25 protein-coding genes are annotated in these 23705 nt (G+C 58.8%); 11 read left to right on the top strand and 14 right to left on the bottom strand.

Going from position 1 to position 23705, the window contains the following annotated elements; all coding sequences use genetic code 11:
• Positions 1-77 precede the first annotated feature (77 nt).
• The 3 genes from rpsT to mutM all read right to left on the bottom strand — a co-directional run bounded on the left by rpsT (position 78) and on the right by mutM (position 2259).
• Positions 78-341, bottom strand: coding sequence for a 30S ribosomal protein S20 (gene rpsT, locus AC2FEB_RS17380; protein WP_152459792.1), 264 nt, complete (start codon positions 339-341; stop codon positions 78-80).
• Positions 342-564: 223 nt separating this feature from the next.
• Complete coding sequence (gene acuK / locus AC2FEB_RS17375; protein ID WP_117870917.1) at positions 565-1341, bottom strand: acryloyl-CoA hydratase; 777 nt, start codon at positions 1339-1341, stop codon at positions 565-567.
• Positions 1342-1407: 66 nt separating this feature from the next.
• On the bottom strand, positions 1408-2259 hold the full coding sequence (gene mutM, locus AC2FEB_RS17370) for a bifunctional DNA-formamidopyrimidine glycosylase/DNA-(apurinic or apyrimidinic site) lyase (RefSeq protein WP_496675139.1): 852 nt from the start codon (positions 2257-2259) through the stop codon (positions 1408-1410).
• A gap of 86 nt (positions 2260-2345) precedes the next feature.
• On the opposite strand from mutM, the gene ubiE reads away from it, so the two are divergent.
• Together ubiE and ubiB are read left to right on the top strand one after the other, a co-directional pair.
• On the top strand, positions 2346-3098 hold the full coding sequence (gene ubiE, locus AC2FEB_RS17365; protein WP_496675141.1) for a bifunctional demethylmenaquinone methyltransferase/2-methoxy-6-polyprenyl-1,4-benzoquinol methylase UbiE: 753 nt from the start codon (positions 2346-2348) through the stop codon (positions 3096-3098).
• A gap of 3 nt (positions 3099-3101) precedes the next feature.
• Positions 3102-4631 carry a 2-polyprenylphenol 6-hydroxylase gene (gene ubiB / locus AC2FEB_RS17360; RefSeq protein WP_496675143.1) on the top strand — a complete coding sequence of 510 codons (1530 nt, stop codon included), beginning with the start codon at positions 3102-3104 and terminating at the stop codon, positions 4629-4631.
• Between the two features lie 95 nt (positions 4632-4726).
• On the opposite strand, the gene AC2FEB_RS17355 is transcribed toward ubiB, so the two are convergent.
• On the bottom strand, positions 4727-5902 hold the full coding sequence (locus tag AC2FEB_RS17355; protein ID WP_496675145.1) for an acetyl-CoA C-acyltransferase family protein: 1176 nt from the start codon (positions 5900-5902) through the stop codon (positions 4727-4729).
• A 116-nt stretch (positions 5903-6018) separates the two neighbouring features.
• On the opposite strand from AC2FEB_RS17355, the gene AC2FEB_RS17350 reads away from it, so the two are divergent.
• The 6 genes from AC2FEB_RS17350 (at position 6019) to AC2FEB_RS17325 (ending at position 11655) form a co-directional block, all read left to right on the top strand.
• On the top strand, positions 6019-6582 hold the full coding sequence (locus AC2FEB_RS17350) for a helix-turn-helix domain-containing protein (protein WP_117872897.1): 564 nt from the start codon (positions 6019-6021) through the stop codon (positions 6580-6582).
• Positions 6583-6692: 110 nt separating this feature from the next.
• Entirely contained in the window at positions 6693-7880 is a 1188-nt protein-coding gene (locus AC2FEB_RS17345; protein WP_496675147.1) for a glycine C-acetyltransferase, read from the top strand.
• On the top strand, positions 7877-8827 hold the full coding sequence (locus AC2FEB_RS17340) for a PLP-dependent cysteine synthase family protein (RefSeq protein ID WP_496675148.1): 951 nt from the start codon (positions 7877-7879) through the stop codon (positions 8825-8827). The genes AC2FEB_RS17345 and AC2FEB_RS17340 overlap by 4 nt, the downstream gene beginning before the upstream one ends.
• Before the next feature lie 19 nt (positions 8828-8846).
• Complete coding sequence (gene tdh, locus AC2FEB_RS17335; protein WP_496675298.1) at positions 8847-9875, top strand: L-threonine 3-dehydrogenase; 1029 nt, start codon at positions 8847-8849, stop codon at positions 9873-9875.
• A gap of 64 nt (positions 9876-9939) precedes the next feature.
• Positions 9940-10824 carry a tryptophan 2,3-dioxygenase gene (locus tag AC2FEB_RS17330; protein ID WP_496675150.1) on the top strand — a complete coding sequence of 295 codons (885 nt, stop codon included), beginning with the start codon at positions 9940-9942 and terminating at the stop codon, positions 10822-10824.
• A 3-nt stretch (positions 10825-10827) separates the two neighbouring features.
• Positions 10828-11655, top strand: a complete 828-nt coding sequence (locus AC2FEB_RS17325; protein ID WP_496675152.1) for an alpha/beta hydrolase — start codon at positions 10828-10830, stop codon at positions 11653-11655.
• A gap of 68 nt (positions 11656-11723) precedes the next feature.
• Here the strand turns inward: AC2FEB_RS17325 and infB are convergent, their stop codons facing one another.
• From infB to pip, 6 genes are all read right to left on the bottom strand, one after another.
• Positions 11724-14198: a translation initiation factor IF-2 gene (gene infB, locus AC2FEB_RS17320; protein ID WP_117870935.1), complete on the bottom strand. Its 2475-nt coding sequence runs from the start codon at positions 14196-14198 to the stop codon at positions 11724-11726.
• 8 nt (positions 14199-14206) lie between these two features.
• Positions 14207-14830 (bottom strand): RNA-binding protein, encoded by a 624-nt coding sequence (locus AC2FEB_RS17315; protein ID WP_496675154.1) that lies wholly within the window; start codon positions 14828-14830, stop codon positions 14207-14209.
• Between the two features lie 22 nt (positions 14831-14852).
• Positions 14853-16472, bottom strand: a complete 1620-nt coding sequence (gene nusA, locus AC2FEB_RS17310; RefSeq protein ID WP_496675156.1) for a transcription termination factor NusA — start codon at positions 16470-16472, stop codon at positions 14853-14855.
• The gene (gene rimP, locus AC2FEB_RS17305; RefSeq protein WP_117870941.1) at positions 16472-17062 is read right to left on the bottom strand and encodes a ribosome maturation factor RimP; all 591 of its coding nucleotides are present in this window, start codon (positions 17060-17062) and stop codon (positions 16472-16474) included. The genes nusA and rimP overlap by 1 nt, the downstream gene beginning before the upstream one ends.
• Before the next feature lie 159 nt (positions 17063-17221).
• A complete protein-coding gene (locus AC2FEB_RS17300; RefSeq protein WP_496675158.1) occupies positions 17222-18043 on the bottom strand; it encodes an ABC transporter substrate-binding protein in 822 nt (273 codons plus the stop codon).
• The gene (gene pip, locus AC2FEB_RS17295) at positions 18040-19017 is read right to left on the bottom strand and encodes a prolyl aminopeptidase (protein ID WP_496675160.1); all 978 of its coding nucleotides are present in this window, start codon (positions 19015-19017) and stop codon (positions 18040-18042) included. The genes AC2FEB_RS17300 and pip overlap by 4 nt, the downstream gene beginning before the upstream one ends.
• A gap of 48 nt (positions 19018-19065) precedes the next feature.
• Here pip and ubiG point away from each other — a divergent pair, with 48 nt between their 5' ends.
• Together ubiG and AC2FEB_RS17285 are read left to right on the top strand one after the other, a co-directional pair.
• Positions 19066-19812, top strand: coding sequence for a bifunctional 2-polyprenyl-6-hydroxyphenol methylase/3-demethylubiquinol 3-O-methyltransferase UbiG (ubiG, locus tag AC2FEB_RS17290; RefSeq protein WP_496675162.1), 747 nt, complete (start codon positions 19066-19068; stop codon positions 19810-19812).
• 10 nt (positions 19813-19822) lie between these two features.
• Positions 19823-20404, top strand: coding sequence for a hypothetical protein (locus tag AC2FEB_RS17285; RefSeq protein WP_496884236.1), 582 nt, complete (start codon positions 19823-19825; stop codon positions 20402-20404).
• 100 nt (positions 20405-20504) lie between these two features.
• On the opposite strand, the gene AC2FEB_RS17280 is transcribed toward AC2FEB_RS17285, so the two are convergent.
• Genes AC2FEB_RS17280 through AC2FEB_RS17265 form a run of 4 tightly spaced genes read right to left on the bottom strand, consistent with a single transcriptional unit; the run spans position 20505 to position 22848 of the window.
• Positions 20505-20945 carry a MarR family winged helix-turn-helix transcriptional regulator gene (locus tag AC2FEB_RS17280; RefSeq protein WP_117870951.1) on the bottom strand — a complete coding sequence of 147 codons (441 nt, stop codon included), beginning with the start codon at positions 20943-20945 and terminating at the stop codon, positions 20505-20507.
• Positions 20946-20957: 12 nt separating this feature from the next.
• The gene (locus AC2FEB_RS17275) at positions 20958-21788 is read right to left on the bottom strand and encodes a carbon-nitrogen hydrolase family protein (protein ID WP_496675166.1); all 831 of its coding nucleotides are present in this window, start codon (positions 21786-21788) and stop codon (positions 20958-20960) included.
• On the bottom strand, positions 21788-22045 hold the full coding sequence (gene grxC, locus AC2FEB_RS17270) for a glutaredoxin 3 (RefSeq protein ID WP_117870955.1): 258 nt from the start codon (positions 22043-22045) through the stop codon (positions 21788-21790). The genes AC2FEB_RS17275 and grxC overlap by 1 nt, the downstream gene beginning before the upstream one ends.
• A 38-nt stretch (positions 22046-22083) precedes the next feature.
• Positions 22084-22848, bottom strand: a complete 765-nt coding sequence (locus AC2FEB_RS17265) for a double zinc ribbon domain-containing protein (protein WP_496675169.1) — start codon at positions 22846-22848, stop codon at positions 22084-22086.
• Here AC2FEB_RS17265 and AC2FEB_RS17260 point away from each other — a divergent pair.
• Complete coding sequence (locus AC2FEB_RS17260) at positions 22829-23659, top strand: methyltransferase domain-containing protein (RefSeq protein ID WP_496675170.1); 831 nt, start codon at positions 22829-22831, stop codon at positions 23657-23659. The two genes, AC2FEB_RS17265 and AC2FEB_RS17260, sit on opposite strands and share 20 nt — an antisense overlap.
• Positions 23660-23705 lie beyond the last annotated feature (46 nt).

Genomic DNA, 23705 nt, shown 5'->3' with positions numbered 1-23705 from the left:
GAAAAAAGGCGTCGCAATGTGCGACGCCTTTCAGAATAGTTCAGCTTTTCTGACGTGACGTAGGGTCACCCGAAAGCTTAACCCAGCGCTTTGACTCGCGAGGACAGACGCGACATTTTGCGGGCCGCAGTGTTCTTGTGGAAGACACCTTTGGTGACGCCACGCATCAACTCGGGCTGAGCCGCACGCAGGGCCGCGGTCGCCGCGTCCTTGTCGCCGGATGCGATCGCTTCTTCGACTTTCCGCAGATAGGTGCGGATGCGCGAACGACGTGCTTTGTTGATTGCGAAACGCTTTTCGTTCTGACGGGCGCGTTTCTTTGCCTGAGGCGAATTAGCCATGTGTCTCTGACCTTTTGTTCGGTACGGTTGTCTAGGGTTGCGCGCCACGGACATATCCGCACCGGATCAGAAATCACGAGTGTGAGTCGGGCCAAGCGGGCCGCACGCGCATGTATAGCGGCGCTCTTTACCCAAGTTTGGGGGGATTGCCAAGTTGATTCTTCACACCATGGCCGGAAAAAAGGGGCGGGCTCAAGCCTACCCGCCATAGAGGTCCAGCGCGTTACTTGTCGCGGAATTGCGCCGTGCGCTTTTCGAGGAACGCGGCCATACCCTCTTTCTGATCTTCGGTTGCGAACATCGAATGGAAGACACGACGCTCGAACAGCATACCTTCGCTCAGCGGAAGCTCGTAGCTGCGGTTCACCGCTTCTTTCGCGGCCATCGCGGTCAGCTGAGACTTCTCGGCAATTTTCTGCGCTGCGCTCACAGCTTCTTCGATGAGCTTCTTGGCCGGCACTACCCTGCTCACGAGACCTGCGCGTTCAGCTTCGTCCGCATCCATGAAACGCCCCGTCAGGTTCATGTCCATCGATTTGGATTTACCCACAAACCGCGTCAGACGCTGACTTCCACCCAAACCGGCAATGACGCCCAGATTGATCTCGGGCTGGCCAAACTTCGCGGTGTCCGCCGCGATGATGAAATCGCACAGCATGGCAAGTTCACATCCGCCGCCCAGCGCATAGCCTGCGACGGCCGCAATGATCGGCTTGCGAATCGCGGTCACACGATCATTCGCGTCGGCAAAAAGGTTGATGTTGTAGACGTCGACAAAACTCATCTCGGACATCTCCTTGATGTCCGCGCCGGCGGCAAAGGCCTTGTCCGAGCCGGTGATAACGATGCAGCGCACTTTGTCATTGCTGTCCGCATCTTCCAGCGCGGTGCAGAGCTCACCCAGCAACTGGGTGTTCAACGCGTTCAGCGCATCCGGTCGGTTGAGTTTGATAAGTGCGACGTGGTCTTCGATTTCGACGATGATCGTCTCAAAAGCCATGAGGAGAAAGCTTCCGGTTGTTCCGTTCAGGTACGATTCCTTACCACGCGAAAAACTTGGATCAAGCTATCTTTGGCATTGCGCACAATAGAAGGATGAGCGACCGGACTGGGTGATTCTCTTGATTGGCGCTCCGCACCCTTCGGTCCGGCAGGCCTCGCCCTCGCGGCCATAGACATCAAACTTGTGCTGAAAATATCCAAGTTCTCCATCGGCTTGGCGGAAATCCCGCAGCGAGGACCCACCGGCTTCTATGGCGTCCTGCAACACCTGCCGGATGATCGGAACAAGCGCCGCCACGCGGGATGCAGAAATCTGTCCGGCTTTGCGACGTGGCGACACTCGGCCGCGATAAAGAGCTTCACAAACATAGATATTGCCCAGACCGGCAACGATTCCCTGATCCAGCAGGGCGGATTTGACAGGAGTGTTCTTGCCTTTGAACGTATCGATCAGGTGTTGGTCGTGAAAATCGTTGCCCAAGGGTTCAGGCCCCAGAACCGATAGCAGCTTGTGATTTTCGGCGCTGGCGGTTTGCAACAGGTCCATCGCGCCAAACCGGCGCGGATCGTTGAAGGTGATGCGCGCGCCATTGGCCATATGAAAGACCACATGGTCATGTTTTTGCACGGCGGGATGGTCATGGACGAACTGCCCCAACGGGTCGCCCGACACCGTCATCCGCCCCGACATACCTAGGTGGATCAGCAACGTCTCACCGCTGCTAAGATCCGCCAGGATGTATTTCGACCGCCGCCGCAGCCGCTCCACCCGCTGTCCGGTCAACCGTTCGGCCATACGTTCGGGGAACGGCCAGCGCAGATCGGGGCGATTCACATCAGCCCGTTCGATCACGACCCCTTCCATCGCAGGACTCAGGCCGCGTCTTACTGTCTCGACCTCAGGTAATTCGGGCATTACAGGGCTCCTAATTCAAAGGGCCGCATTGTGCCCGCCTCTCTTGGCCCTATAACAGAGGCGAAATTCGACAAACGGCAAGGCAAATGTCCGACAACAGCGACAAGACCACTCATTTCGGTTTCGAAACCGTCCCCGAGGCCGAAAAGGCCGGGCACGTGCAGGGCGTTTTCAACTCGGTTGCCTCGAAATATGACGTGATGAACGATGTCATGTCGATGGGCATCCACCGGGTCTGGAAGGACGCGATGATGGACTGGCTGGCGCCCCGCCCCGGCCAGCGGCTTCTGGACGTGGCCGGCGGTACGGGCGACATCTCGTTCAGGTTCCTCAAACGCGCGGGCCACGGCCACGCCACGGTGCTGGATCTGACCGAGCCGATGCTGATCGAAGGGCGGCAACGTGCCGAAGCAGATCAGATGTCGGACAGCCTGAATTGGGTTGTGGGCGATGCCATGGCCCTGCCTTTCGAAGACAGTACATTCGATGTTTATACGATCTCGTTCGGCATTCGGAACGTCACCCGCCCGCAAGAAGCTTTGAACGAGGCTTACCGTGTGCTGAAACCCGGCGGCCGCCTGATGGTTCTGGAATTCAGCCAGTTGCCCAATGACGGGCTGCAAAAGCTCTATGATCTTTACAGCTTCAACGTCATACCACGCATGGGGAAACTGATCGCCAATGACTATGACAGCTATCAGTACCTGGTCGAATCGATCCGAAATTTCCCCGATCAGGAGACGTTCCTGAACATGGTTCGCACAGCAGGCTTTGAAAACGCCAAATACCGCAACCTGAGCATGGGTATCGCCGCGCTGCATTCAGGCTGGAAGATCTGACGCATGCGTGGTCCCCATAACATCATCCGCCTGATCCGCACAGGCGCCACGCTCGAGCGCACAGGCGCAATGAACGTGGTACTGGATGCGTTCGAAGCCCCGCGCGCCGTTCGTATCCTGGCCCACGCATTGGGCAAACCCTTTCAATGGCTTGGCTACAAGGGCGACCCCGGGATGCCGCCCGCCACGCGCGCCCTGACGGCGCTTGGCCCCGCCTATATAAAATTCGGTCAAGTGCTTTCGACCCGCCCTGACGTCGTTGGAAATGAACTGGCCGAGCAACTGCGCGTTCTGCAAGACAAGCTACCGCCTTTCTCCAAAGCCGACGCGATGGCCGAAGTCGAGAAAGAACTGGGTCAGCCCATCTCAGAAATGTTCAGCGAATTCAGCGAACCGATTGCTGCAGCATCTATTGCGCAGGTTCACAAGGCCAAGCTGACCAGCACGGGTGAAGATGTCGCGGTCAAAGTCCTGCGCCCGGGTATCGAACGTGCTTTCCGCAAGGATGTCGATGCGTTCTATTTTGCCGCCCGCATGGTGCAACTCTGCGCGCCTGGCGCGCGCCGTCTGCGCCCGATGGAAGTGATCGAGCATTTCGACGGTGTCGTACGCGGCGAACTGGACCTGCGCCTGGAAAGCGCCGCTGCGTCAGAATATGCCGCCAACACCAAAGACGACGCCGGCTTCTGGCTGCCGCCCGTTGTGTGGTCGCTGTCCGCGCGCCGCGTCATGACGCTCAGCTGGGCGGACGGGGTCGCGCTCGGTGACAATGATGCTCTGGATGCCGCAGGTCATAACCGCAATGATCTGGCCGAGCGTGTCCTGCGCCTGTTCCTTCTCCATGCTCTGCGCGACGGCTTTTTTCACGCCGACATGCACCAGGGCAACCTGAAGGTGGCCGCGAACGGAGATATCATAGCCTATGATTACGGCATCATGGGTCATATCGATGAATACACACGCCGGGTCTATGCCGAAATCCTGTTTGGCTTCATCCGCCGTGACTACAAACGCGTAGCCGAGGTGCATTTCGAAGCCGGCTATGTTCCCGCCAATCAGGACGTGGACGAGTTCGCCCGCGCTCTGCGGGCCGTGGGCGAGCCGATCTTCGGCATGGATGCCACGCATATTTCCATGGGGCGGTTGCTGAGCTATCTGTTCGAAGTAACCGAACGGTTCGGGATGGAAACACGAACCGAGTTGATTCTGCTTCAACGCACCATGGTTGTCGTCGAAGGCGTCGCGCGCTCACTCGACCCTCATATGAACATCTGGGAAGTTGCGCGCCCCGTAGTCGAAGACTACATCAAACAATCCATCGGCCCCCGGGCGGCCCTGCGGGATTTGGGAAAAACCGCGATGGTTCTGGCCCGCTTCGGCCCGCGTCTGCCGGCCCTGGTCGAAAACGCACTGATCGCGCAAACCCAGAAAGACGAACCGCAGACGCCCACCCTGTGGTCCATTGTTTTGCCTGCCACGATCGGAGCCGCGGCAGGTGCAGCGCTGGTATTGCTGATCAGCGCGCTCAACTAAAACCAACCCGCCTGCTTCATCTGGCCAAAAATATCCTCGGGGGGAATCGCGCCTTGCGCGATGGGGGGCAGACAGCCCCCCGGGCCACTTGCGGATCAAAGCCGTTCGATGGCGATGGCAATCCCCTGACCGCCCCCGATGCACATCGTGACCAGCCCTTTGGACCCTCCGGTACGTTCCAACTCATACAGCGCTTTTAGCGTGATGATCGCACCCGTGGCACCCACCGGATGACCCAACGCAATCGCACCGCCGTTGGGGTTCACCTTGTTCGCGTCCAATCCAAGTTCCTGATTCACGGCCAGAGCCTGCGCGGCGAAGGCTTCATTGCTTTCAATCACGTCGAAGTCTTCTGCTGACAAGCCCGTCTTCTTCAACAGGTTTTGCACTGCCGGAACAGGGCCAATGCCCATGACTTCCGGCCGCACTCCTGCATGCGCATACCCAATGACACGCGCCTTCGGTTTCAACCCAGCCTTTTCGACCGCATCCGCTGTCGCCAGCACCATCGCCGCCGCACCGTCATTGATGCCAGAGGCATTGCCGGCCGTCACACGCCCATCCTTTTTGAACACCGGGCGCAGCCCCGCCAGCGCTTCAGCGGTCGTCGCCTTTGGATGCTCGTCGACTTTAAAGTCGACCATGTCCCGTTTGACCTTGACCTGTATCGGTGTGATCTGACTTTCGAAGTATCCAGCCTCGATCGCCGCAGCCGCTCGTGTCTGGCTGGCCATGGCGAACGCATCCATCTGTTCGCGGCTGATCTGATGCTCATCCGCCACGTTTTCGGCCGTCACCCCCATATGTCCGGTGCCAAAGGGGCAGTTCAGCGCGCCCAGCATCATGTCCAGCGAGGTAACGTCGCCCATCTTCGCGCCCCAGCGCGCCTGCGGAACGATATAGGGGCTTCGTGACATGCTCTCTGCTCCGCCCGCTACCGCGAAGTCAGCATCGCCCAGCATCAGTGACTGCACGGCTGACACAATCGCCTGCGCGCCGGATCCGCACAGGCGGTTCACGTTCATGGCCGGTGTGCCGTTGGGAATGCCCGCCTGCATCGAGGCGACGCGCGACAGATACATGTCACGCGGTTCAGTATTGATCACGTGACCGAACACCACATGCCCGATTTGCGCCCCCTCAACCCCCGAGCGCTCAAGCGCCGCTTCGGTCGCGACAGTGGCCAGATCTATCGGCGCGGTTGAAGCCAGCGCACCACCAAAGGTGCCAATTGCGGTGCGGGCACCGTCGAGAATAACGATATCGCTCATGAGCTACTCCTCCTGAATTTCGCTGCATTATGCATGCGCAGAATGGTACTGTCGCCCCAGACGTCCCGTCACGGCGACAATTGACATTGCATTGCGCAGCACGCATGGATTCCGTCATGACGGAAGACACAGACGATATCCTGAACCTCCTGCCCGCCCGCTTGAAAGAGGCGCGACGGGCCAAGGGCCTTTCCCTGGAAGCGGTCGCCAATCTCAGCGGCGTGTCCCGGTCTATGGTCAGTCAGATCGAACGCGGAGAAAGCAGCCCTACGATCTCGACCTTGTGGAACCTGACGCGAGCGTTGCAGGTGGATTTCGCCGGTCTCTTGGAGGGCACAAAGGCCACTGACCAGATCGAGGTGCTCAGAAACCCCGAAGTGCCCAGCATCGACAATATGGGGCAGAACTGCCGAATTCGCATCCTGTCACCGCCAGAAGAGGCCGGAGGTCATGAAGTCTATGATATCGAATTCGACGAGGACGGGGCCCTGAACAGCCAACCCCACGCCCGCGGTGCCCGTGAACAGCTCACCGTGCTGGAAGGCGCGGTCAAAGTTACTTCAGGCAATGCAGTGACCGAGTTGAACCAGGGGGACACGGCCCGATATGCCGCCGACATTGCGCATTCCATCTGTGCCATAGGACCGGCCCGGGTATTCCTGATCGTAAAGAACGCCTGACATCCGCAAAATTCCGCCTTCACGGATATTTTTCCTTCATATTGAATTTCCCCTATTTGGGAATTTCATCCGCTATGTTAGATGTGCGACTCAGATGAACGGAGGTCGCAATGGCAGATGCATTCCTGTCCCATATCACGGACACACTCGCGCAGATCGAATCTGAGGGTCTTTACAAACGCGAACGAATGATCACCTCGCCTCAGGGCGGTGAGATCACTGTGGGCGGCAAGCAGGTGATCAACCTCTGTGCCAACAACTATCTGGGTCTGGCGGATCACCCGGCGCTGATCGAGGCCGCGACACAAGCGATGGGGCCCAAAGGGTTCGGCATGGCGTCGGTTCGGTTCATCTGTGGTACGCAAGACATTCACCGCGAACTGGAACAACGTCTTGCCAATTTCCTGAACAAGGACGACTCCATCCTTTTTGCCGCCTGTTTCGACGCCAATGGCGGGTTGTTTGAACCCCTTCTGGGACCAGAAGACGCCATCATTTCGGACAGCCTGAACCACGCCTCGATCATCGACGGCGTGCGGCTGTGCAAGGCCAAACGCTATCGCTATCTGAACAACGACATGAATGACCTCGAAGCCTGGCTGAAACAGGCGCGTGAGGACGGGGCGCGGCATATCATGATCGCCACCGATGGCGTGTTTTCGATGGACGGCTATCTGGCCAACCTGCCGAAAATCCGGGAACTGGCCGATAAATACGATGCGATTGTCATGGTGGACGATTGCCATGCGACCGGCTTCATGGGGCCGAACGGGGCCGGCACACCGGATCATTTCGGCGTCGATGTGGATATTCTGACGGGAACCTTGGGCAAGGCACTTGGGGGGGCAATCGGCGGCTACATTGCCGGGCCGCAGCCAGTGATCGACCTGCTGCGGCAGCGGGCGCGGCCCTATCTGTTCTCAAACTCGCTGCCGCCCTCCATCGTCGCTGCCGGATTGGAGGCGATCCGTCTGGTCGAAGAAGGCGACATGCTGCGCGCGCAACTGTTCGGCAACGCCAAGTACTGGCGCGCTGGCTTGGAAAAGCTTGGTTTTGACCTGCTGCCCGGGGAACACCCGATCATCCCGGTGATGCTGGGTGAGGCGACGCTGGCTCAAGACATGGCCTCACGGCTGTTCGACGAAGGCGTCTATGTTTCGGGTTTCTTCTTTCCGGTCGTCCCACGCGGGCAAGCGCGGATCAGAACGCAGATGAATGCGGCTCTGACCAAGGATGAACTGGACCGCGCCCTGTCCGCATTTGGCAAGGTCGGCAAAGAACTGGGGGTCATCGAATGATCCTTCCATCGGTCATTGATGTGATCGACGACACCCCCATGGTTGAACTGTCGCGCGTGTGTGCCCAGCAAAAGCTGAACGGGCGTATCATCGCCAAGCTTGACTACTTGCTGCCGGGATTTTCGAAAAAGGACCGCGCGGCAAAGTCCATCATCCAAACGGCGCGCGCAGACGGTACTTTGTCACCGGGGCAAACGGTGGTCGAGTTGACCTCGGGCAATATGGGCACCGGGCTGGCCATTGTTTGCGGTATTCTGGGCCATCCTTTCGTGGCGGTCATGAGCGCCGGAAACTCGGTCGAACGCGCACGTATGATGCGGGCCCTGGGGGCCGAAGTTGTCATCGTGCCCCAGGCCCCGGGCAGCAAACCCGGCGAAGTCTCGGGCGCCGATCTTGAACTGGTCGATGTCGAGGCAAAATGCATCACAGCTGAACGTGACGCATTTCGTGCGGATCAATTTGGTCATTCGGGAAATCCCAAGGCCCACGAAACCGGGACCGGACCAGAGATATGGGCGCAATCCGAAGGCACCGTCACGGCATTCTGCGACTTTGCAGGATCCGGTGGAACACTGGCTGGCGCGACAGAGTATCTGAACCGGCACGGCGTACGGTGTTATGCCATAGAACCCGAAGGAGCACGCGCATTGGCCGGTGAACCAGTTTCGATCCCGGATCACCCCATTCAGGGCGGTGGTTACGCCATGGGTGATCTGGTGCATCTGAAGGCCACCCAATTGGCCGGACACCTTGCGGTTTCGGGAAAGGCCGCGCGGGATTGTGCCCGGCTTCTGGCCCGCACCGAGGGGATATTCGCCGGCTACTCGGCAGGCGCGAACCTTGCTGCGGCAATTGAACTGCTTCGCGGTCCCGAGGAAGGCGGCTGTGTCGCAATCGTCACGTGTGACAGCGGCTTGAAATACCTGTCGACCGATTTGTGGGAGTAAGTGCATGCGACCCAACCCAATGAAAGCACTGGAAAAGTCCAAACCCGAAGAGGGGCTGTGGATGGTACAGGCCCCGATCCCCGAAATCGGCCCGGATGAGGTGCTGATCCGTATCCACAAGACGGGCATCTGCGGCACCGACATCCATATCTGGAACTGGGACGAATGGGCCTCTCACACCGTGCCAGTTCCGATGATCACTGGCCATGAGTTTGCCGGAGAGATCGTAGAGATCGGGCGCAACGTGACAGGGCTTGAAATCGGCCAGCGGTGCTCGGGCGAAGGCCATCTGATCACCACCGACAGCCGCCAGAGCCGCGCGGGAAAGTTTCATCTGGATCCGGGCACTCGGGGCATTGGAGTGAACGAACAGGGCGCATTTGCCGAGTATCTGAAACTGCCTGCTTTCAACGTGGTTCCCTTGCCCGACGACATACCGGATGAGATCGGAGCCATCCTCGATCCGCTGGGCAACGCGGTGCATACTGCCCTCAGCTTTGATTTGCTGGGCGAGGATGTTCTGATCACGGGTGCAGGCCCCATCGGCATCATGGCCGCTGCCGTTGCTCGTCACGCGGGTGCGCGCAACGTGGTCATCACCGACATCAACGCTGACCGATTGAAACTGGCGGAACATGTGGTTCCTTCGGTGCGTACCGTCGATGTATCCACCGAGGATTTGCAGGACGTCATAGCCAAGCTTGGGATGAAAGAGGGGTTCGATGTCGGGCTTGAAATGTCCGGCTCGCAAGCCGCCCTGGACCAGATGGTCGAAGCGTTGGTGATGGGTGGAAAAATCGCACTGCTGGGGATTCCACCGGGCAAATCTCCGGTCGACTGGTCGCGCATCGTCTTCAAGGCGATCACAATCAAGGGCGTCTATGGGCGTGAGATGTTCGAGACGTGGTACAAGATGATCGCCATGCTGCAAAACGGTCTGGATGTGTCCCGCGTGATCACGCACCGCTTTGCGGTTGATGAATTCGCCAAAGGGTTTTCCGCGATGAAATCAGGCCTGTCCGGCAAGGTTGTTCTGGACTGGACCTAACGCGCTGGAAAGTTGCAACCTCAGCCCCTAGACAGGTGCAGAACTTGCACAAGGGAGGCATGAGATGGGCGAGGACAAAGACGATCGTCTGTTGCAGCGGGGGGTAGAAGGCACCCTGGTCACTGATTTCGCTGAAACGCACCGCAAAAGCTATGGCGACTTCCTGCAACTGAAGACGCTGCTGAACCTGCAAAAGACCTTTCAGGACCCCGCACAACCTGACGAGATGCTGTTCATCATCATTCATCAGGTTAGTGAGCTGTGGCTGAAACTGATGAATCACCAACTGGTCGAGGTCCGCCGATTCCTGCAAGAAGATGAATTCGGACCCGCCATGAAGAACCTCGACCGCATAAAGGCCATTCAACGGCAATTGATTGCGGCCTGGGAAACCCTGCTGACCATGACGCCGGCCGACTATATGACGTTTCGGCAGGCCCTCGGCAATTCTTCCGGGTTTCAAAGCTATGGGTACAGGCAGATCGAGTTCATTCTGGGCAACAAGGATGCCTCGACCCTGAAAGTGCACGAGCATGACCCTGAGGTGATGGAGATGCTGAACGCCGCCCTGACCAAACCGTCCCTGTATGACGAAGTGTTGCACATGCTGGCCCGACAGGGGTTCGACGTTCCAAGTGATTTGGTCGAGCGGGACTACTCCGAACCATATTCCGGCGATTCGCGAGTGGTTCGAATCTGGGTCGAAGTGTTCCGCAACACGAACAAGTATTGGGATCTGTATGCGCTGGCCGAAAAACTCATGGATGTGGAAAGCCTGTTTCAACGCTGGCGCTTTGACCACGCCACCGCAGTTGAACGTGTGATCGGAATGCAACCCGGTACCGGAGGTTCCAGCGGCGTGGCTTTCTTGCGAAAAGCGCTTGAGTTGCGGTTCTTCCATGACCTCTACGATGTGCGGACGGAACTGATGTACAGCGGACAGGACTGAGGCATGCTGTATCGTGGATTTTCACAAGCCGAACTGGAGCGGGAGTACTCTCCCAGTTCGATGATCGGTGGTGACCTGGTCCCCTATCTTGCCAGTTATCAAGCGCTCAGTGCGCAGGCCCGTACCAAGCTCCCCGTTCAAGAAAACCTGACTTATGGCGACAGCCAGACCCATGTGCTGGATTTCTTTCCCGCGCAAGGGGCTGGCGCAGCGTTGCATGTCTTTATTCACGGAGGCTATTGGCAGGACCTCAGCCAGCGCGAATCGGCCATGATGGCCCCGGCGCTGATCGAAGCTGAACAATCTTTCGCAACCTTGAATTACACGCTCGCCCCGGATGCGCGGCTGGATCAAATGGTCAACGAATGCCGCGACGCGCTTCTGTGGCTTGCATCAAAGGCCGAGGCATTGGGATTCGATCCGACACGGATCACCTTGTCAGGGCACAGTGCCGGTGCCCATCTGGCAAGCATGGTCATGGCAACCTCGGCCGGCGCATTGGCCCGCGCCGGGCTGCGCGTGCGTGACGTGCTTCTGATCAGCGGCGTTTACGATCTGGAACCCATCAGTATGACGTCTGTGAATGACCCGCTGCACCTGACCCCGGTCGAGGTGAACGATCTGTCTCCGATCCGCAACCTGCCCCCACCAGGCCCCCGCTATCATGTGTCAGTGGGGGAACGGGACACGAGCGAATTCATTCGTCAAAGCCGCGACTATGCGGAACGACTGCGCAAGGCCGGGCACTCGGTCAGCTTTGCCCTGGAACAGGGAATGCATCACTTCGATATCATCATGCATTCCGGTACATTCTTACCCGACACGAAATAGCTGATTCTACAAAAGAAAACAGCGGCCCAATCTGAGCCGCTGTTTTCTTGTTTCTATCCCGCTTCGGATCAATCCAAGGTGCGGGTAACTTCTTCGCGCTCGAAAATCTCGATCACATCGCCCTCGCGAATATCGTCGTAGTTCTCGAACGCCATACCGCATTCCTGGCCAGACTGAACTTCGGCCACTTCGTCCTTGAAACGCTTCAGCGTCTTCAGCGTGCCTTCGTGAATAACCACGTTGTCGCGCAGCAGGCGGACGCCTGCGGAGCGACGCGCAACGCCTTCGGTCACCAGACAGCCAGCAACCTTGCCGACACCAGTAACCTTGAACACTTCGCGAATCTCGGCATAACCGATGAACTTCTCGCGGATCTCAGCGCTCAGCAAGCCGGATGCAGCAGCTTTCACGTCGTCGACCAGATCGTAGATCACCGAGTAATAGCGAATCTCGACACCCTTCTGGTTTGCGGTGTTCCGGGCAGAGGCGTTGGCACGGACGTTGAAGCCAAAGATCGGAGCGCCCGAAGCTTCAGCCAGGCCGACATCCGTTTCGGTGATGGCACCCACGCCCGAGTGCAGTACACGCACGCGAACCTCGTCGTTCCCGATCTTCTCCATCGCCTGAACGATGGCCTCGGCGGAACCCTGAACGTCTGCCTTCATCAGGATCGGCAGCTCGGTGACGTTTTCGTCTTCCTTGGCCTTCTGCATCAGCTGTTCGAGTGTGGTCGCAGCACCAGCGGCGGCGCGTTTGTCCTTGGCAGCCTGCTCGCGGTATTCAGCGATCTCTCGGGCTTGTGCTTCGGTCTCGGTCACGTTCAGAACGTCGCCTGCTTCGGGCGTGCCATTCAGACCCAGAACCTCAACCGGAACTGACGGGCCCGCTTCCTGGACGCGGTCACCCTTGTCGTTGATCAGCGCACGGACCTTACCGTATTGCTCGCCCACGACAAAGATATCGCCCTGGCGCAGCGTGCCGTTCTGAACCAGAACAGTGGCCACAGGACCACGACCCACATCCAATTGGGCCTCGATCACTGCACCCTGAGCGGCGCGGTTGGGGTTGGCTTTCAGCTCCAGAATCTCGGCTTGAAGCGCGATGGCTTCCAGCAGCTCGTCCAGCCCCTGACCGGTGATGGCGGACACTTCGACGTCCTGAACCTCACCCGACATTTTCTCGACGATGACTTCATGCTGCAACAGATCGGTGCGTACCTTGTCCGGATTTGCATCCGGCTTGTCGACCTTGTTGATCGCTACGATCATCGGCACTCCGGCCGCCTTAGCGTGGTTGATCGCTTCGATCGTCTGAGGCATCACCGCATCATCGGCGGCGACAACCAGAACCACGATATCCGTTACCTGAGCACCGCGTGAGCGCATCGAAGTAAAGGCCGCGTGACCTGGCGTATCCAGGAAGGTCAGCGTCGTGCCGCCATCGGTTTTTACCTGATAGGCACCGATATGCTGCGTGATGCCACCGGCTTCACCCGCCACAACCCGCGCGTCGCGGATTGCGTCCAACAACGAAGTCTTACCGTGGTCAACGTGACCCATGATGGTAATGACAGGCGGACGTGGCTGCAGATCTGCTTCGCTGTCTTCGACTTCCTTGATGACGTCTTCAACATCCGAATCAGAGACACGGGTAACCTTGTGGCCGAATTCTTCGATGATCAGCTCGGCAGTGTCGGCGTCGATGGTCTGGTTCTGCGTGACCATCATGCCCATGTTCATCAGCGACTTGACCACGTCAGCCACACGCTCGGCCATACGGTTGGCCAGTTCCGAAACAAGAATAGCTTCGGGCAACTGAACGTCACGGATGACCTTTTCCCGCTCGACAGTGCCGCCCATGGCTTTCTGACGCGCGCGCTCCTGCTTGCGCTTCATCGCTGCCATCGACCGGTGCCGGTTGCCTTCGCCACCGGTGGCCTGACCCAGAGTCAGCTTCCCCGAACGGCGGTTGTCGTCGCGACCCTTGCCACGACCACGTTGTTCACGTTCGCGATCCTGTTTGCGCGGTGTGGCCGCAGGCGCAGGTTTACTCGCCGGGCTGCGGGCCACTTTGGGCTCTTCCGGAGCAGGCGCCGTAGCAGCGCGCTTGGCGGCTTCTTCCGCCTCTTTGCGCTTGCGCTCTTCATCCTCAGCCTTCTGTCGCGCACGCTCTTCAGCTTCGCGCTGTTCGCGTTCTTTGGCCTCAAGTTCCGCACGGCGGCGGGCGCGCTCTTCTTCGCGCGCTTTTTCAGCTGCCTCGCGGGCGGCGGCCTCTTCGACCTCGCGGGCCTTAGCAGCCTGCAGCGCCTTCATCCGGCGGGCCATTTCCGCATCGGAAATTCCCGCGGGACGACGCGACGGATCACCCGAAGGAGCAGTACCGCCACCCGGCTTTGCTGCGCCCGGCTTGGGGACCACCACGCGTTTGCGTTTGGTTTCCACCACGACATTCTTGGTGCGTCCGTGGCTGAAACTCTGTTTCACATTTCCGGGACGTGTCCCGCCACGAAGACCCAATGTCTTTTTGCCGTCATTATCGCTCATAAAGCTATTTACCCTTCCGTGCGGCCCCTGCCGCCGTCATCCGTTTCGCGCAAGCCACGCAGGCGCTGCGCTTCCTCTACAACACGTTTGGCGAGTCCGCCAGAGGCCAACGCAGCATGAATCACCGTTTGGCGCCCAAATGCCTGCCCTAATTCGTCTGCGGTTAGCCAACCTATGTATTTTCCGAAGTGCGGCGTACTCAGCTTGGACTTACCGCGCCCCGATCCATCCGCGGCCTGAATCAGCACCTGTGCTTCTTCCCGGTCCAGCCACGTCTTGACCTTTTCGTACCCGGCAACCGCATCACCGGACTTGCGCGCCAGGCTGAGCAGCTCAACAACACGGCGTGCGATCTGCTTTTCAACCTCATCTGTCAAGTCCGTGGGCACGGTCACTTGTGCCTTGAACCCCCGCGCAAACAGTTTCTTGCCAATGGCCTTTTCCAGAGCGGCACGATCCGCCGCCACATAGACCCCTCGTCCCGGCAGTTTCGCCGCGACATCCGGAAAAACCTGACCGTCCGGCCCTGCCACGAAGCGGATCAGCCCGTACTTGGGCTGAACCTCGCCTGTGGCGATGCACTTACGCTCGGGCCCCTCGGACCGATCCTTATGGACGCCACCGCGACTCATACGCGCCACCCGAAGCCTGAGATCAGGCCTCGACCTCCTCGCCTGTTGCGTCACCGTCGACGTCTTCTTCCGCCTGTTCCAGCTCTGCGGGATCAACCCAACCCAACAGGATACGCGCAGTCATGACCATGTCTTGCGCTTCTTCCAGCGTTACACCGAAAGGCTCCAGTACACCGTCATCCTTGACGCGTTCACCATCGACGGTCGTCCAGCCACCGGCCAGTTCCCAGTCGGCACAAGTTGCAAAGTCTTCCAGGGTCTTCACATCGTCCTTGGCCAGTGCCTCCACCATCTGGGGTGTCAGACCTTCGAATTCAATGAGGCTGTCCTCGGCCCCCAGTGCACGCGCTGCATCCAGTGCAGCCTTGGCCTGTGCCTCCAGATACTCACGCGCACGTGTTTGAAGTTCCTGCGCGGTGCCTTCGTCAACACCGTCGATGACCAGCAGTTCGTCAATCTCGACGTAGGCCACTTCTTCGAGGTTGGTGAACCCTTCAGAAACCAGCAACTGAGCAAAGAACTCGTCCAGATCCAATGTTTCCATGAACAGTTGGGTACGGGCTTCGAATTCTTTCTGACGACGCGCCGATTCTTCGGCTTCGGTCATGATGTCGATGTCCAGATTGGTCAGCTGGCTGGCCAGACGCACGTTCTGGCCGCGGCGACCAATGGCAAGGCTCAGCTGCTCTTCGGGAACCACAACTTCGATCTTGCCGGCTTCTTCGTCCAAAACCACCTTTGACACCTCGGCGGGTTGCAGCGCGTTCACCAGGAAGGTCGGCTGATCTTCGTTCCATGGGATGATATCTATTTTCTCGCCCTGCAACTCGTTCACAACAGCCTGCACGCGGCTGCCGCGCATACCAACGCAGGCCCCGACAGGGTCAATCGAGTTGTCATACGAGATGACGGCGATTTTGGCGCGCGAACCGGGGTCGCGGGCTACGGCCTTGACCTCGATAATGCCATCATAGATTTCCGGTACTTCCATCTTGAACAGCTCGGCCATGAATTCCGGCGCAGTGCGCGACAGGAAGATCTGGTGGCCACGTACTTCGCGGCGCACTTCCTTGATATACGCGCGCACACGGTCATTCGGGCGATAGCTTTCGCGACCGATCTTGTCATTGCGGCGCAGAACGGCTTCGGCACCGCCCAGATCAACGATCACATTGCCGAACTCCTCGCGCTTGACCGCACCGTTGATGATGGTGCCTGCGCGATCCTTGAATTCTTCGTACTGACGATCCCGCTCGGCCTCACGAACCTTTTGCAAGATGACCTGCTTGGCCGATTGCGCCGCGATCCGGCCCATTTCAACCGGAGGCACTTCTTCGACATAGACATCGCCAACTTGGGGCGCTTCCAGGTATTGCTTGGCCTGCTCGACGGTCATCTCGGCCTGGTAGTTCTCTAGCTCTTCATCCTCGACCACGGTGCGAACACGGGTGAAGGTCGCCTTACCGGTTTTGCGGTCGATGCTGACGCGGATGTCCATCTCGGCGCCGTAGCGGCTCTTGGCGGCACGGGCGAGCGATTCCTCCATCGCTTCGACAACCAGACCGGGGTCGATCATCTTTTCGCGGGCCACGGCCTCGGCGGTCTGCAGCAGCTCCAGCTGGTTGGCTGAGGTGATTGCCATCAGTTCGTCTCCTCTTCGGACCCTTCGGTCTCAATCTCGTCGAAAGCGTTTTCGTTCAGGGCACCGGCATCCTTGCGCTGGCGCAGCATTTCCTTGATCAGATCATCGGTCAGGACCAGCTTGGCATCGCTCAGCCAGTCGAATTGCAGACCGATGGTGATTGTCTCATCCCCCTCGGGGATGTTGATCAGAACCTCTTCCCCTTCGATCCCGGCCAGTTCACCCTTGAAACGGCGGCGGCCATCAATCAGTTCGGCGGTCTCGATCTTGGCTTCATACCCCTCAAAGTTCTCAAAATCCTTGAGACGGGTGAGAGGGCGGTCGATACCAGGGCTGGAGACCTCAAGCGTATAGGCGTCAAGAATCGGGTCCTCGACATCCAGCGTGGCACTGACCGCGTTGGAAATTTCAGCGCAATCATCCACTTCGATTCCGCCATCGGGCTTGTCGGCCATGATCTGCAGTGTGGTCAGCTTGCCGCTCATCAGTCGGATGCGAACCAACTCATACCCCAGATCTTCGATCACGGGGGTGATGATCTCGGCCAGTCGCCGGTCGATGGCAGCTTTGGCTATCAAGTCGTTTGTCATCTGGTGCTCTACCCTTCAAACGGGCACAAAAAAACGGGCGCGCGGCCCGTCGAATTTTCCGGTGGAGCCTTGGACCAGAAGTCCAACGCGCCGCTGTTGAAACTGCATATACGCAGGATGGTCCGAGTCTGCAACCCCCAGCGGGAATTGCGATCGGATTTACATCATCCACCACCGTTCGGCGATACGGCCATCGTCCAGTACGGCGTTCCCGGCAATCTGCCGCGGCATCCCGACAGCACCTGATACGGCAAGGGCCATGTCAGCCTCGGACGGGTGGAACCGGACACCGCGCTTGCCTCGAATTCCTGCCTGATCCGGGAGCGCGGCAATATCGACATACCCGTCCCGCAGCGCCTCGGCCCGTACAGCAGAGTCCGGAATCACTATGACCTCAACCGCGTCAGCCCATCCGGCCTCACCATCTTTGTAATGCCCCTCCACACGACGCCCCAGGAAATGGCGACCATCATCAGCCCGTTCGACACGATAGCAGCCGGTGCCGTTGGCAGTGCGCAACGGTGTTACGGTTTCTCCGGCGCGCGTAACAACAAAGTGGCTGTCTGCCAGCATGAAAGGCAGCCCCGGGTTTGCCTCGGCAAGCTCAAGCCGCAGGCGGTTGGAGGCAAGTGCCTCGGTTCTTCCGACTTCAGCCAAAACGGCCAAGACGTCGACAACATGCAAAGGCTCGCCATCATGGAAGACCGCGTCATCACGCAGATCAAAGCTCCAGACCCGTGCGTCGGCGTCGGTTTGCCAGCCTGTCGCAAGCTCACCACGCAATGTACCATCCGGGGCGATCTCGGTCAGCGTATCGAACACGGCGCCACGCGCGATGCGCTCAAGGCTGTCATCGCGCGGAACAGCCAGACGCAATGTACCGCCTTTTTTGGGCGTATCCGCAAGGGATGCACCTGTCGCTGCCAGCAATGCAGCCGCGGCACCAGAGGCAAAGAGAGCGCGGCGGTCAATCCGGGTCATGCGATACCCTCCGCCACACGATCCATGATCCGTATCAGCTCTGCGCTGATGCCCGGCTCTGACAATGCGTGCCCCGCCTGACGAACCATCTTCAGCTCGGCATTCGGCCAGCGTTCGGCCAGCGACCACGCGGCCTGGGGCGGGCAGATCATGTCATAGCGCCCTTGCACGATGTGGCCGGGAATGTGCGCAATTCGATCCATCTGATCCAGAATCTGCCCATCCGTTTCCAGAAACGCCTTGTTGGTGAAATAGTGATTCTCGAGCCGCGCAAAGGTGCGCGCGTATTCGCCGGGGCTTTCTCCAACTGATCCGTTGGTGTGGATCGAAGCCAACGCATTCTCCCAATGCGACCAGGCCCGCGCGTACAGGACTTCTGTCGCACGGTCTCCCGAAAACAGACGTTTGTTATAGGCGGCAATGGTGTCCTCAAGCTCAACTTCTGGCAGCAGTGAGGTGAACTTCTGCCATTGCTCGGGCCAGAACCGCCCGGCACCGCCGCCATAGAACCAGTCAAGCTCGGCCTGAGTCGCCAGAAACACGCCGCGCAAGACCAACCGGCTGACCCGGTCGGGATGAGTCTGGGCATAGATCAGCGCCAGAGTCGCACCCCAGCTGCCACCAAATACGATCCATTCTTCGATCTCGAACAGTTTGCGCAGCCGCTCTATATCGGCCACCAGATGCCACGTTGTATTGTCTTCGACCGAGGCTGTGGGGCGCGATCTTCCACATCCGCGCTGATCGAACAGAATCACCCTGTACGCCTGCGGATCAAAATACCGCCGCATGGCTGGGCTGCAGCCACCCCCCGGACCCCCGTGCAGGATCACGACGGGTATGCCATCAGGATTGCCGCATTGTTCCACATAAATACGGTGCCCATCGCCCATATCGACCATCCGCTGATCGAAAGGATCGATCGGCGAGTACAGATATTGAACTGCGCGCTTTTGGTCCGGGTACTTGTCCATTATGGCCCTATATAGTCCTTAAGCGTAAAAGAGCACACGGAGACAGGAATGCAAGCGCATCCGAACACGGTGGACCCGTCCGAGATCGCAAAATTCGAGGCGATGGCGGCTGAATGGTGGGACCCGCACGGGAAATTCAAACCATTGCACATGCTTAATCCGTGCCGGCTGGATTATATCACGCAGCAGATCGCTGGTGAATTCGATCGCGACCTAAAGTCGCCGACGCCGTTCGAAGGCCTGCGCCTGCTGGATATCGGCTGCGGCGGCGGGCTGCTGAGCGAACCCATGGCGCGACTCGGTGCTACGGTGGTGGGCGCCGACGCCGCCGAGGGCAACCTGCCTGTGGCCCGCATCCATGCCGAGCAATCGGGGCTGCAAATCGACTATCGCCACACCACGGCCGAGGACATGGCCGCTGCGGGCGAGCAGTTCGATGTGGTACTGAACATGGAAGTGGTCGAACACGTGGCTGATCCTCTGTCCTATCTGACCGCGACACAACAGTTGCTTAAGCCCGGCGGTTTGGAGGTTTGTTCAACCATCAACCGCAACCCGAAATCCTATGCGATGGCGATTTTCGGGGCCGAGGTCGTCATGCGCTGGCTGCCGCGCGGCACGCATGAGTGGAACAAGTTCATCACCCCCGATGAGCTGTTCGACCTGCTGCGCCAAGCCGGGTTGGAACCGGTGGACCGGAAGGGTTTTGTGTTCAACCCGATCCTGTGGAACTGGTCGATCTCGGACCGGGATCTGAGCGTGAATTATGTGACGGCGAGTGTGAAGGCGGGGTGAGGTAGGTTTTTTGATTCGATCTTTAAGTTACGCGCCGTGGCGCGCGGTATTTTTTGGTGCGGCAATTTCCGCTGCTACCTTGTTCGATAACACACTAGCCACAGCAGAAGAGAATGTGGGCGTGTTCGTGTACGAACATGAAGGCGTTCCGCTGTATGGCTATGTAAGCGATCCTAAGGTTTCTGAGGCGACTCAGGAAATAGCAGATCGTTACTTGGGTTCGAACTCGAACAACTACGATCTGGTAAGGGCGTTGTATTTTTTCGTCTTTATTGACCCCGAGATAGTTACGGATGGCAATTTTTTGAAACCAGTCGAAATAGAACTGACGGAGGAGACGACAGAACCATTTTCCAAACACGAACTCTCTGACGAAGGATGCAATGTAGGGAGAATTTTCTCCACGAATGAAGAAGAAAAAGGAGAGTATTTGGTATGGCTTGTTCATGGTGGGCAATATGAGGGCAAAGAAGGAATTGAATCCTGCCTTCTTTTTGCGGCGGCGGCTTCGGCCGGAATTTGGTTGGCTGATCTTCCTGCTTTGCATCCCCGTGATTTACGGCAGCTTCTGGATAGAATGCTCTTAGAATGAAGTGGCCGTTTAGTCCGCGGCACATTGCATGAGCATCAAGCCTGCCAGCGCCCGACCACACCAGTCCTGGATCCACCTTGGGACAACGGTTCGCTGATCCCTACTCCCCCTCCAACTGCAACCGCAAATCCCGCAGCACTGGCAGGGCGCTGCGGACCCGCTCCAGCCCCAGCTCTCCGACCACGCGGTTGATCAGCGGCGCGATTGACGAAATCGCCTGATCCCGCGCGCGGCGACCGGCGGGGCTGATCGCGACCATCTTGCGACGGGCATCGTCCCAGTCGGGGCGGATGTGAATGTATCCGGCCCATTCCAACTTGGCCAAGGTGTTGGTCATCGCGCCTCGGGTCACGTGGAATGTGCTGGCCAGTTGCGCGGGGCTACGCTCGTCGCCGACAAAAACCAGATGATTCAGCACCGAGAAATGCGAAATTTCCATACCCTTGGGCAGCACCCGGCTGAGCCGGTTACGCAACAACTGGTCTGCGGTCAGGATCTCGCTGAACAGCGTGACCGCAAGGGCATTGGTGTCTTCTGTCATTGTTCAGTTCTGTCAGAGTCCAGTGAAAGACCGGGTGTGTGTCAACGACGGCACGCGACGGCGCGCCTCAGTCACAGAACTATCATCCAAATCGAAAATGTGAATGCCTGGATCTGTCCCTGCGTCGATCAGCACCTTTCCCCAAGGGTCCACAACCATGCTGTGCCCGTGGGTAAAACGTGTCTTTCCACGCGTCTTCGGGTGTTCCCCCGTTTGTGCCGGAGCCAAGACCCAACAGCCCGTCTCAACCGCCCGTGCCCGCAATAGCGATTCCCAATGTGCGGCGCCCGTTACCGGTGAAAACGCCGCCGGCACAGTCAAAACCCGTGCGCCTGCCTGTGCCAAAGCCGCGTGCAGGTATGGAAACCGGATGTCGTAACAGATGGTCAGACCCACCTTGCCAAAGTCGGTTTCGGCTATGACCGCCTTTTTGCCGGGGCGGTAGTTCTTTGATTCGCGGAACGTCTCGGTCTCCGTGACCTGCACGTCGAACATATGGATCTTGTCGTAACGCGCCACGATCTGACCTTGCGGATCGATCATGAAAGAGCGGTTGGCAAACCGCCCGTCGGCGTCATGAGTTTTGATGCCCAGTGATCCGATCAACACCCAAACGCCCAGTTGGGCGGCCTGATCCCGCAGGCCGACCAAGGTGATGTCGTCTTCTTCGTGTTGAAGAACCTCGTTTTGCCGCGTCGTACTGTTTGACACGCAATTCGTGACCTCTGGCGTCAGGATAAAGCGCGCACCCTGCCCTGCCGCGTCGGCCGCCATGGCGCGCACCATGTCCAGATTTTCGACCGGATCATCCGACGAGGTGATTTGCAGCAGCGCGGTCTTCATCAAGCCGCAAGCAAACGGTCAAGCTTGCCTTGCCGCTCCAGTTCATAAAGGTCGTCGCAGCCGCCTACATGCTGTATCCCGATAAAAATCTGAGGCACGGTGCGTTTACCACCGGCACGCTGGATCATCTCAGGTTTGCGCTTGGGGTGCATCAGAACGTCAACCTCCTTGAACTCAACGCCTTTCTGCTTCAGCAGGCGTTTGGCTGCATGGCAATAGCCACAGAGCGGCGAGGTATAGATTTCTACCGACTTCATTTTCCGTTCCCCTAGGGTTTCGTGCAATCTTGGGCGAATTAGGCATCCTTGGCAACGCGCGCCAGTGCCAACACGAAAATATGATTTGCCCCTGCGACCTGACACGCACGCGTGCACGCCGCCAGCGTCGCGCCGGATGTCATCACGTCATCCACCAACAGGATATCGCGCCCCTTCAAATGCAGTGCGCGCCTTGGGTGGACGCCAATTGCGCCCTCCAGGGCTTCGCCCCTCTCCTGCGCAGTCTTCCCGTCCAGCACCGGGGTCCGACGTTTGCGCACCAGCAGATCCGGTACGCACTCCAACCCGGTTTCTCGCCCCAGGTTTCGTGCCAACAGAGCAGACTGGTTGTAACGCCGTTTCAGCAGGCGCGACCAATGCAACGGCACCGGAGCAATCACCATCTCCGGCCGCAACAGCTCGCGTCCGGCCTGTGCCAGCCAACGTGCAGCCGGACGCGCCAACTCGGTCCTGTCGCCGTGTTTCAAAGCCAAGACAAGTGACCGCGCCTTCCCATCATACAGCAACGCAGCGCGGCCCGCTTTCCAGGGCGGTGGGGCTTTCAGGCAATCGTCGCACTCCGTCCGAAACCTGTCCGCGCTCCCGATCACGGGCACACCACAGCTTTCACAAATCGTACCACCGATGAACGGCGTATCCCGCCAACACGCCCCACACAGGCCAAAATCGGATTCGGTCAACTCTCCACAGCCCATGCAACGCGGCGGATAGATCAATGCAAGGGCAGTTTGAATCCGCTGCGCAATGCGATACTTGCGACCTATGAAACTACCCGAGTCCACCGCACCCTCTCTTTTCGACCGCAACGCCATTCTGAATCATCGCGCCCGCGCGAAGGACGACGCCTTGTTCTTGCATCGCGCCGCCATTGACGAGGTGCAGGATCGGCTCTCCTTGGTTAACAAAACCTTTACGGCTCCTGCGGTTGTAACCCCTTTCCCACAGCTTTGGGCGGACGTTTTTCCTGATGCCGCCATTGTCGCGGATGACGATGTGCTGGCACTGCAACCCGGTGCTCATGACCTGGCGATTCATGCGATGGCGCTGCACTGCGCCAATGACCCGGTCGGCCAACTGATCCAATGCAAAAGGGCTTTGAAGCCAGACGGGCTGGTGCTTGTCGTATGCCTTGGGGGAGAGACCCTTCACGAATTGCGCGCCGCGCTGGGTCAGGCCGAAATCGAGGTCACGGGCGGGCTCAGCCCCCGCGTCGCCCCTATGGCCGAGCTGCGCGATCTCGGCGGATTGCTGCAACGGGCCGGTCTGGCATTGCCAGTGGCCGATGCCGTACCGCTGACGGCGGAATACCGCGATGTCCGGCACCTGATGCACGATCTGCGGGACATGGGCGAGGCCAACGCTTTGACGGCTCGGTTGAAATGCCCGACCCAACGCAGAGTGTTTGAAGCCGCGCAACGCATCTATTCGGATCACTTTTCGACGGGAACAGGCCGCCTTGCCGCTACGTTCGAACTGATTTGCCTGACCGGTTGGTCCCCCGATGACAGCCAACCAAAGCCGCTGCGCCCGGGGTCAGCCCAAATGCGTCTTGCAGATGTCTTGCGCACGGAAGAGGGCAAACTGCCGGATTGACGCGCAACCAAATCCCTTTATCTCAGGTCGGAACACGATAACTCAG

The organism is Ruegeria sp. YTSC106, assembly GCF_059609765.1.
The sequence above is the reverse complement of the archived record's forward strand: the minus strand, read 5'-3'. Positions and strand labels throughout refer to the sequence as shown.

Coding starts and splice junctions, on each gene's coding strand:
- rpsT (WP_152459792.1), bottom strand. CDS start 341: ATGGCTAATTCGCCTCAGGCAAAGAAACGCGCCCGTCAGAACGAAAAG.
- acuK (WP_117870917.1), bottom strand. CDS start 1,341: ATGGCTTTTGAGACGATCATCGTCGAAATCGAAGACCACGTCGCACTT.
- mutM (WP_496675139.1), bottom strand. CDS start 2,259: ATGCCCGAATTACCTGAGGTCGAGACAGTAAGACGCGGCCTGAGTCCT.
- ubiE (WP_496675141.1), top strand. CDS start 2,346: ATGTCCGACAACAGCGACAAGACCACTCATTTCGGTTTCGAAACCGTC.
- ubiB (WP_496675143.1), top strand. CDS start 3,102: ATGCGTGGTCCCCATAACATCATCCGCCTGATCCGCACAGGCGCCACG.
- AC2FEB_RS17355 (WP_496675145.1), bottom strand. CDS start 5,902: ATGAGCGATATCGTTATTCTCGACGGTGCCCGCACCGCAATTGGCACC.
- AC2FEB_RS17350 (WP_117872897.1), top strand. CDS start 6,019: ATGACGGAAGACACAGACGATATCCTGAACCTCCTGCCCGCCCGCTTG.
- AC2FEB_RS17345 (WP_496675147.1), top strand. CDS start 6,693: ATGGCAGATGCATTCCTGTCCCATATCACGGACACACTCGCGCAGATC.
- AC2FEB_RS17340 (WP_496675148.1), top strand. CDS start 7,877: ATGATCCTTCCATCGGTCATTGATGTGATCGACGACACCCCCATGGTT.
- tdh (WP_496675298.1), top strand. CDS start 8,847: ATGAAAGCACTGGAAAAGTCCAAACCCGAAGAGGGGCTGTGGATGGTA.
- AC2FEB_RS17330 (WP_496675150.1), top strand. CDS start 9,940: ATGGGCGAGGACAAAGACGATCGTCTGTTGCAGCGGGGGGTAGAAGGC.
- AC2FEB_RS17325 (WP_496675152.1), top strand. CDS start 10,828: ATGCTGTATCGTGGATTTTCACAAGCCGAACTGGAGCGGGAGTACTCT.
- infB (WP_117870935.1), bottom strand. CDS start 14,198: ATGAGCGATAATGACGGCAAAAAGACATTGGGTCTTCGTGGCGGGACA.
- AC2FEB_RS17315 (WP_496675154.1), bottom strand. CDS start 14,830: ATGAGTCGCGGTGGCGTCCATAAGGATCGGTCCGAGGGGCCCGAGCGT.
- nusA (WP_496675156.1), bottom strand. CDS start 16,472: ATGGCAATCACCTCAGCCAACCAGCTGGAGCTGCTGCAGACCGCCGAG.
- rimP (WP_117870941.1), bottom strand. CDS start 17,062: ATGACAAACGACTTGATAGCCAAAGCTGCCATCGACCGGCGACTGGCC.
- AC2FEB_RS17300 (WP_496675158.1), bottom strand. CDS start 18,043: ATGACCCGGATTGACCGCCGCGCTCTCTTTGCCTCTGGTGCCGCGGCT.
- pip (WP_496675160.1), bottom strand. CDS start 19,017: ATGGACAAGTACCCGGACCAAAAGCGCGCAGTTCAATATCTGTACTCG.
- ubiG (WP_496675162.1), top strand. CDS start 19,066: ATGCAAGCGCATCCGAACACGGTGGACCCGTCCGAGATCGCAAAATTC.
- AC2FEB_RS17280 (WP_117870951.1), bottom strand. CDS start 20,945: ATGACAGAAGACACCAATGCCCTTGCGGTCACGCTGTTCAGCGAGATC.
- AC2FEB_RS17275 (WP_496675166.1), bottom strand. CDS start 21,788: ATGAAGACCGCGCTGCTGCAAATCACCTCGTCGGATGATCCGGTCGAA.
- grxC (WP_117870955.1), bottom strand. CDS start 22,045: ATGAAGTCGGTAGAAATCTATACCTCGCCGCTCTGTGGCTATTGCCAT.
- AC2FEB_RS17260 (WP_496675170.1), top strand. CDS start 22,829: ATGAAACTACCCGAGTCCACCGCACCCTCTCTTTTCGACCGCAACGCC.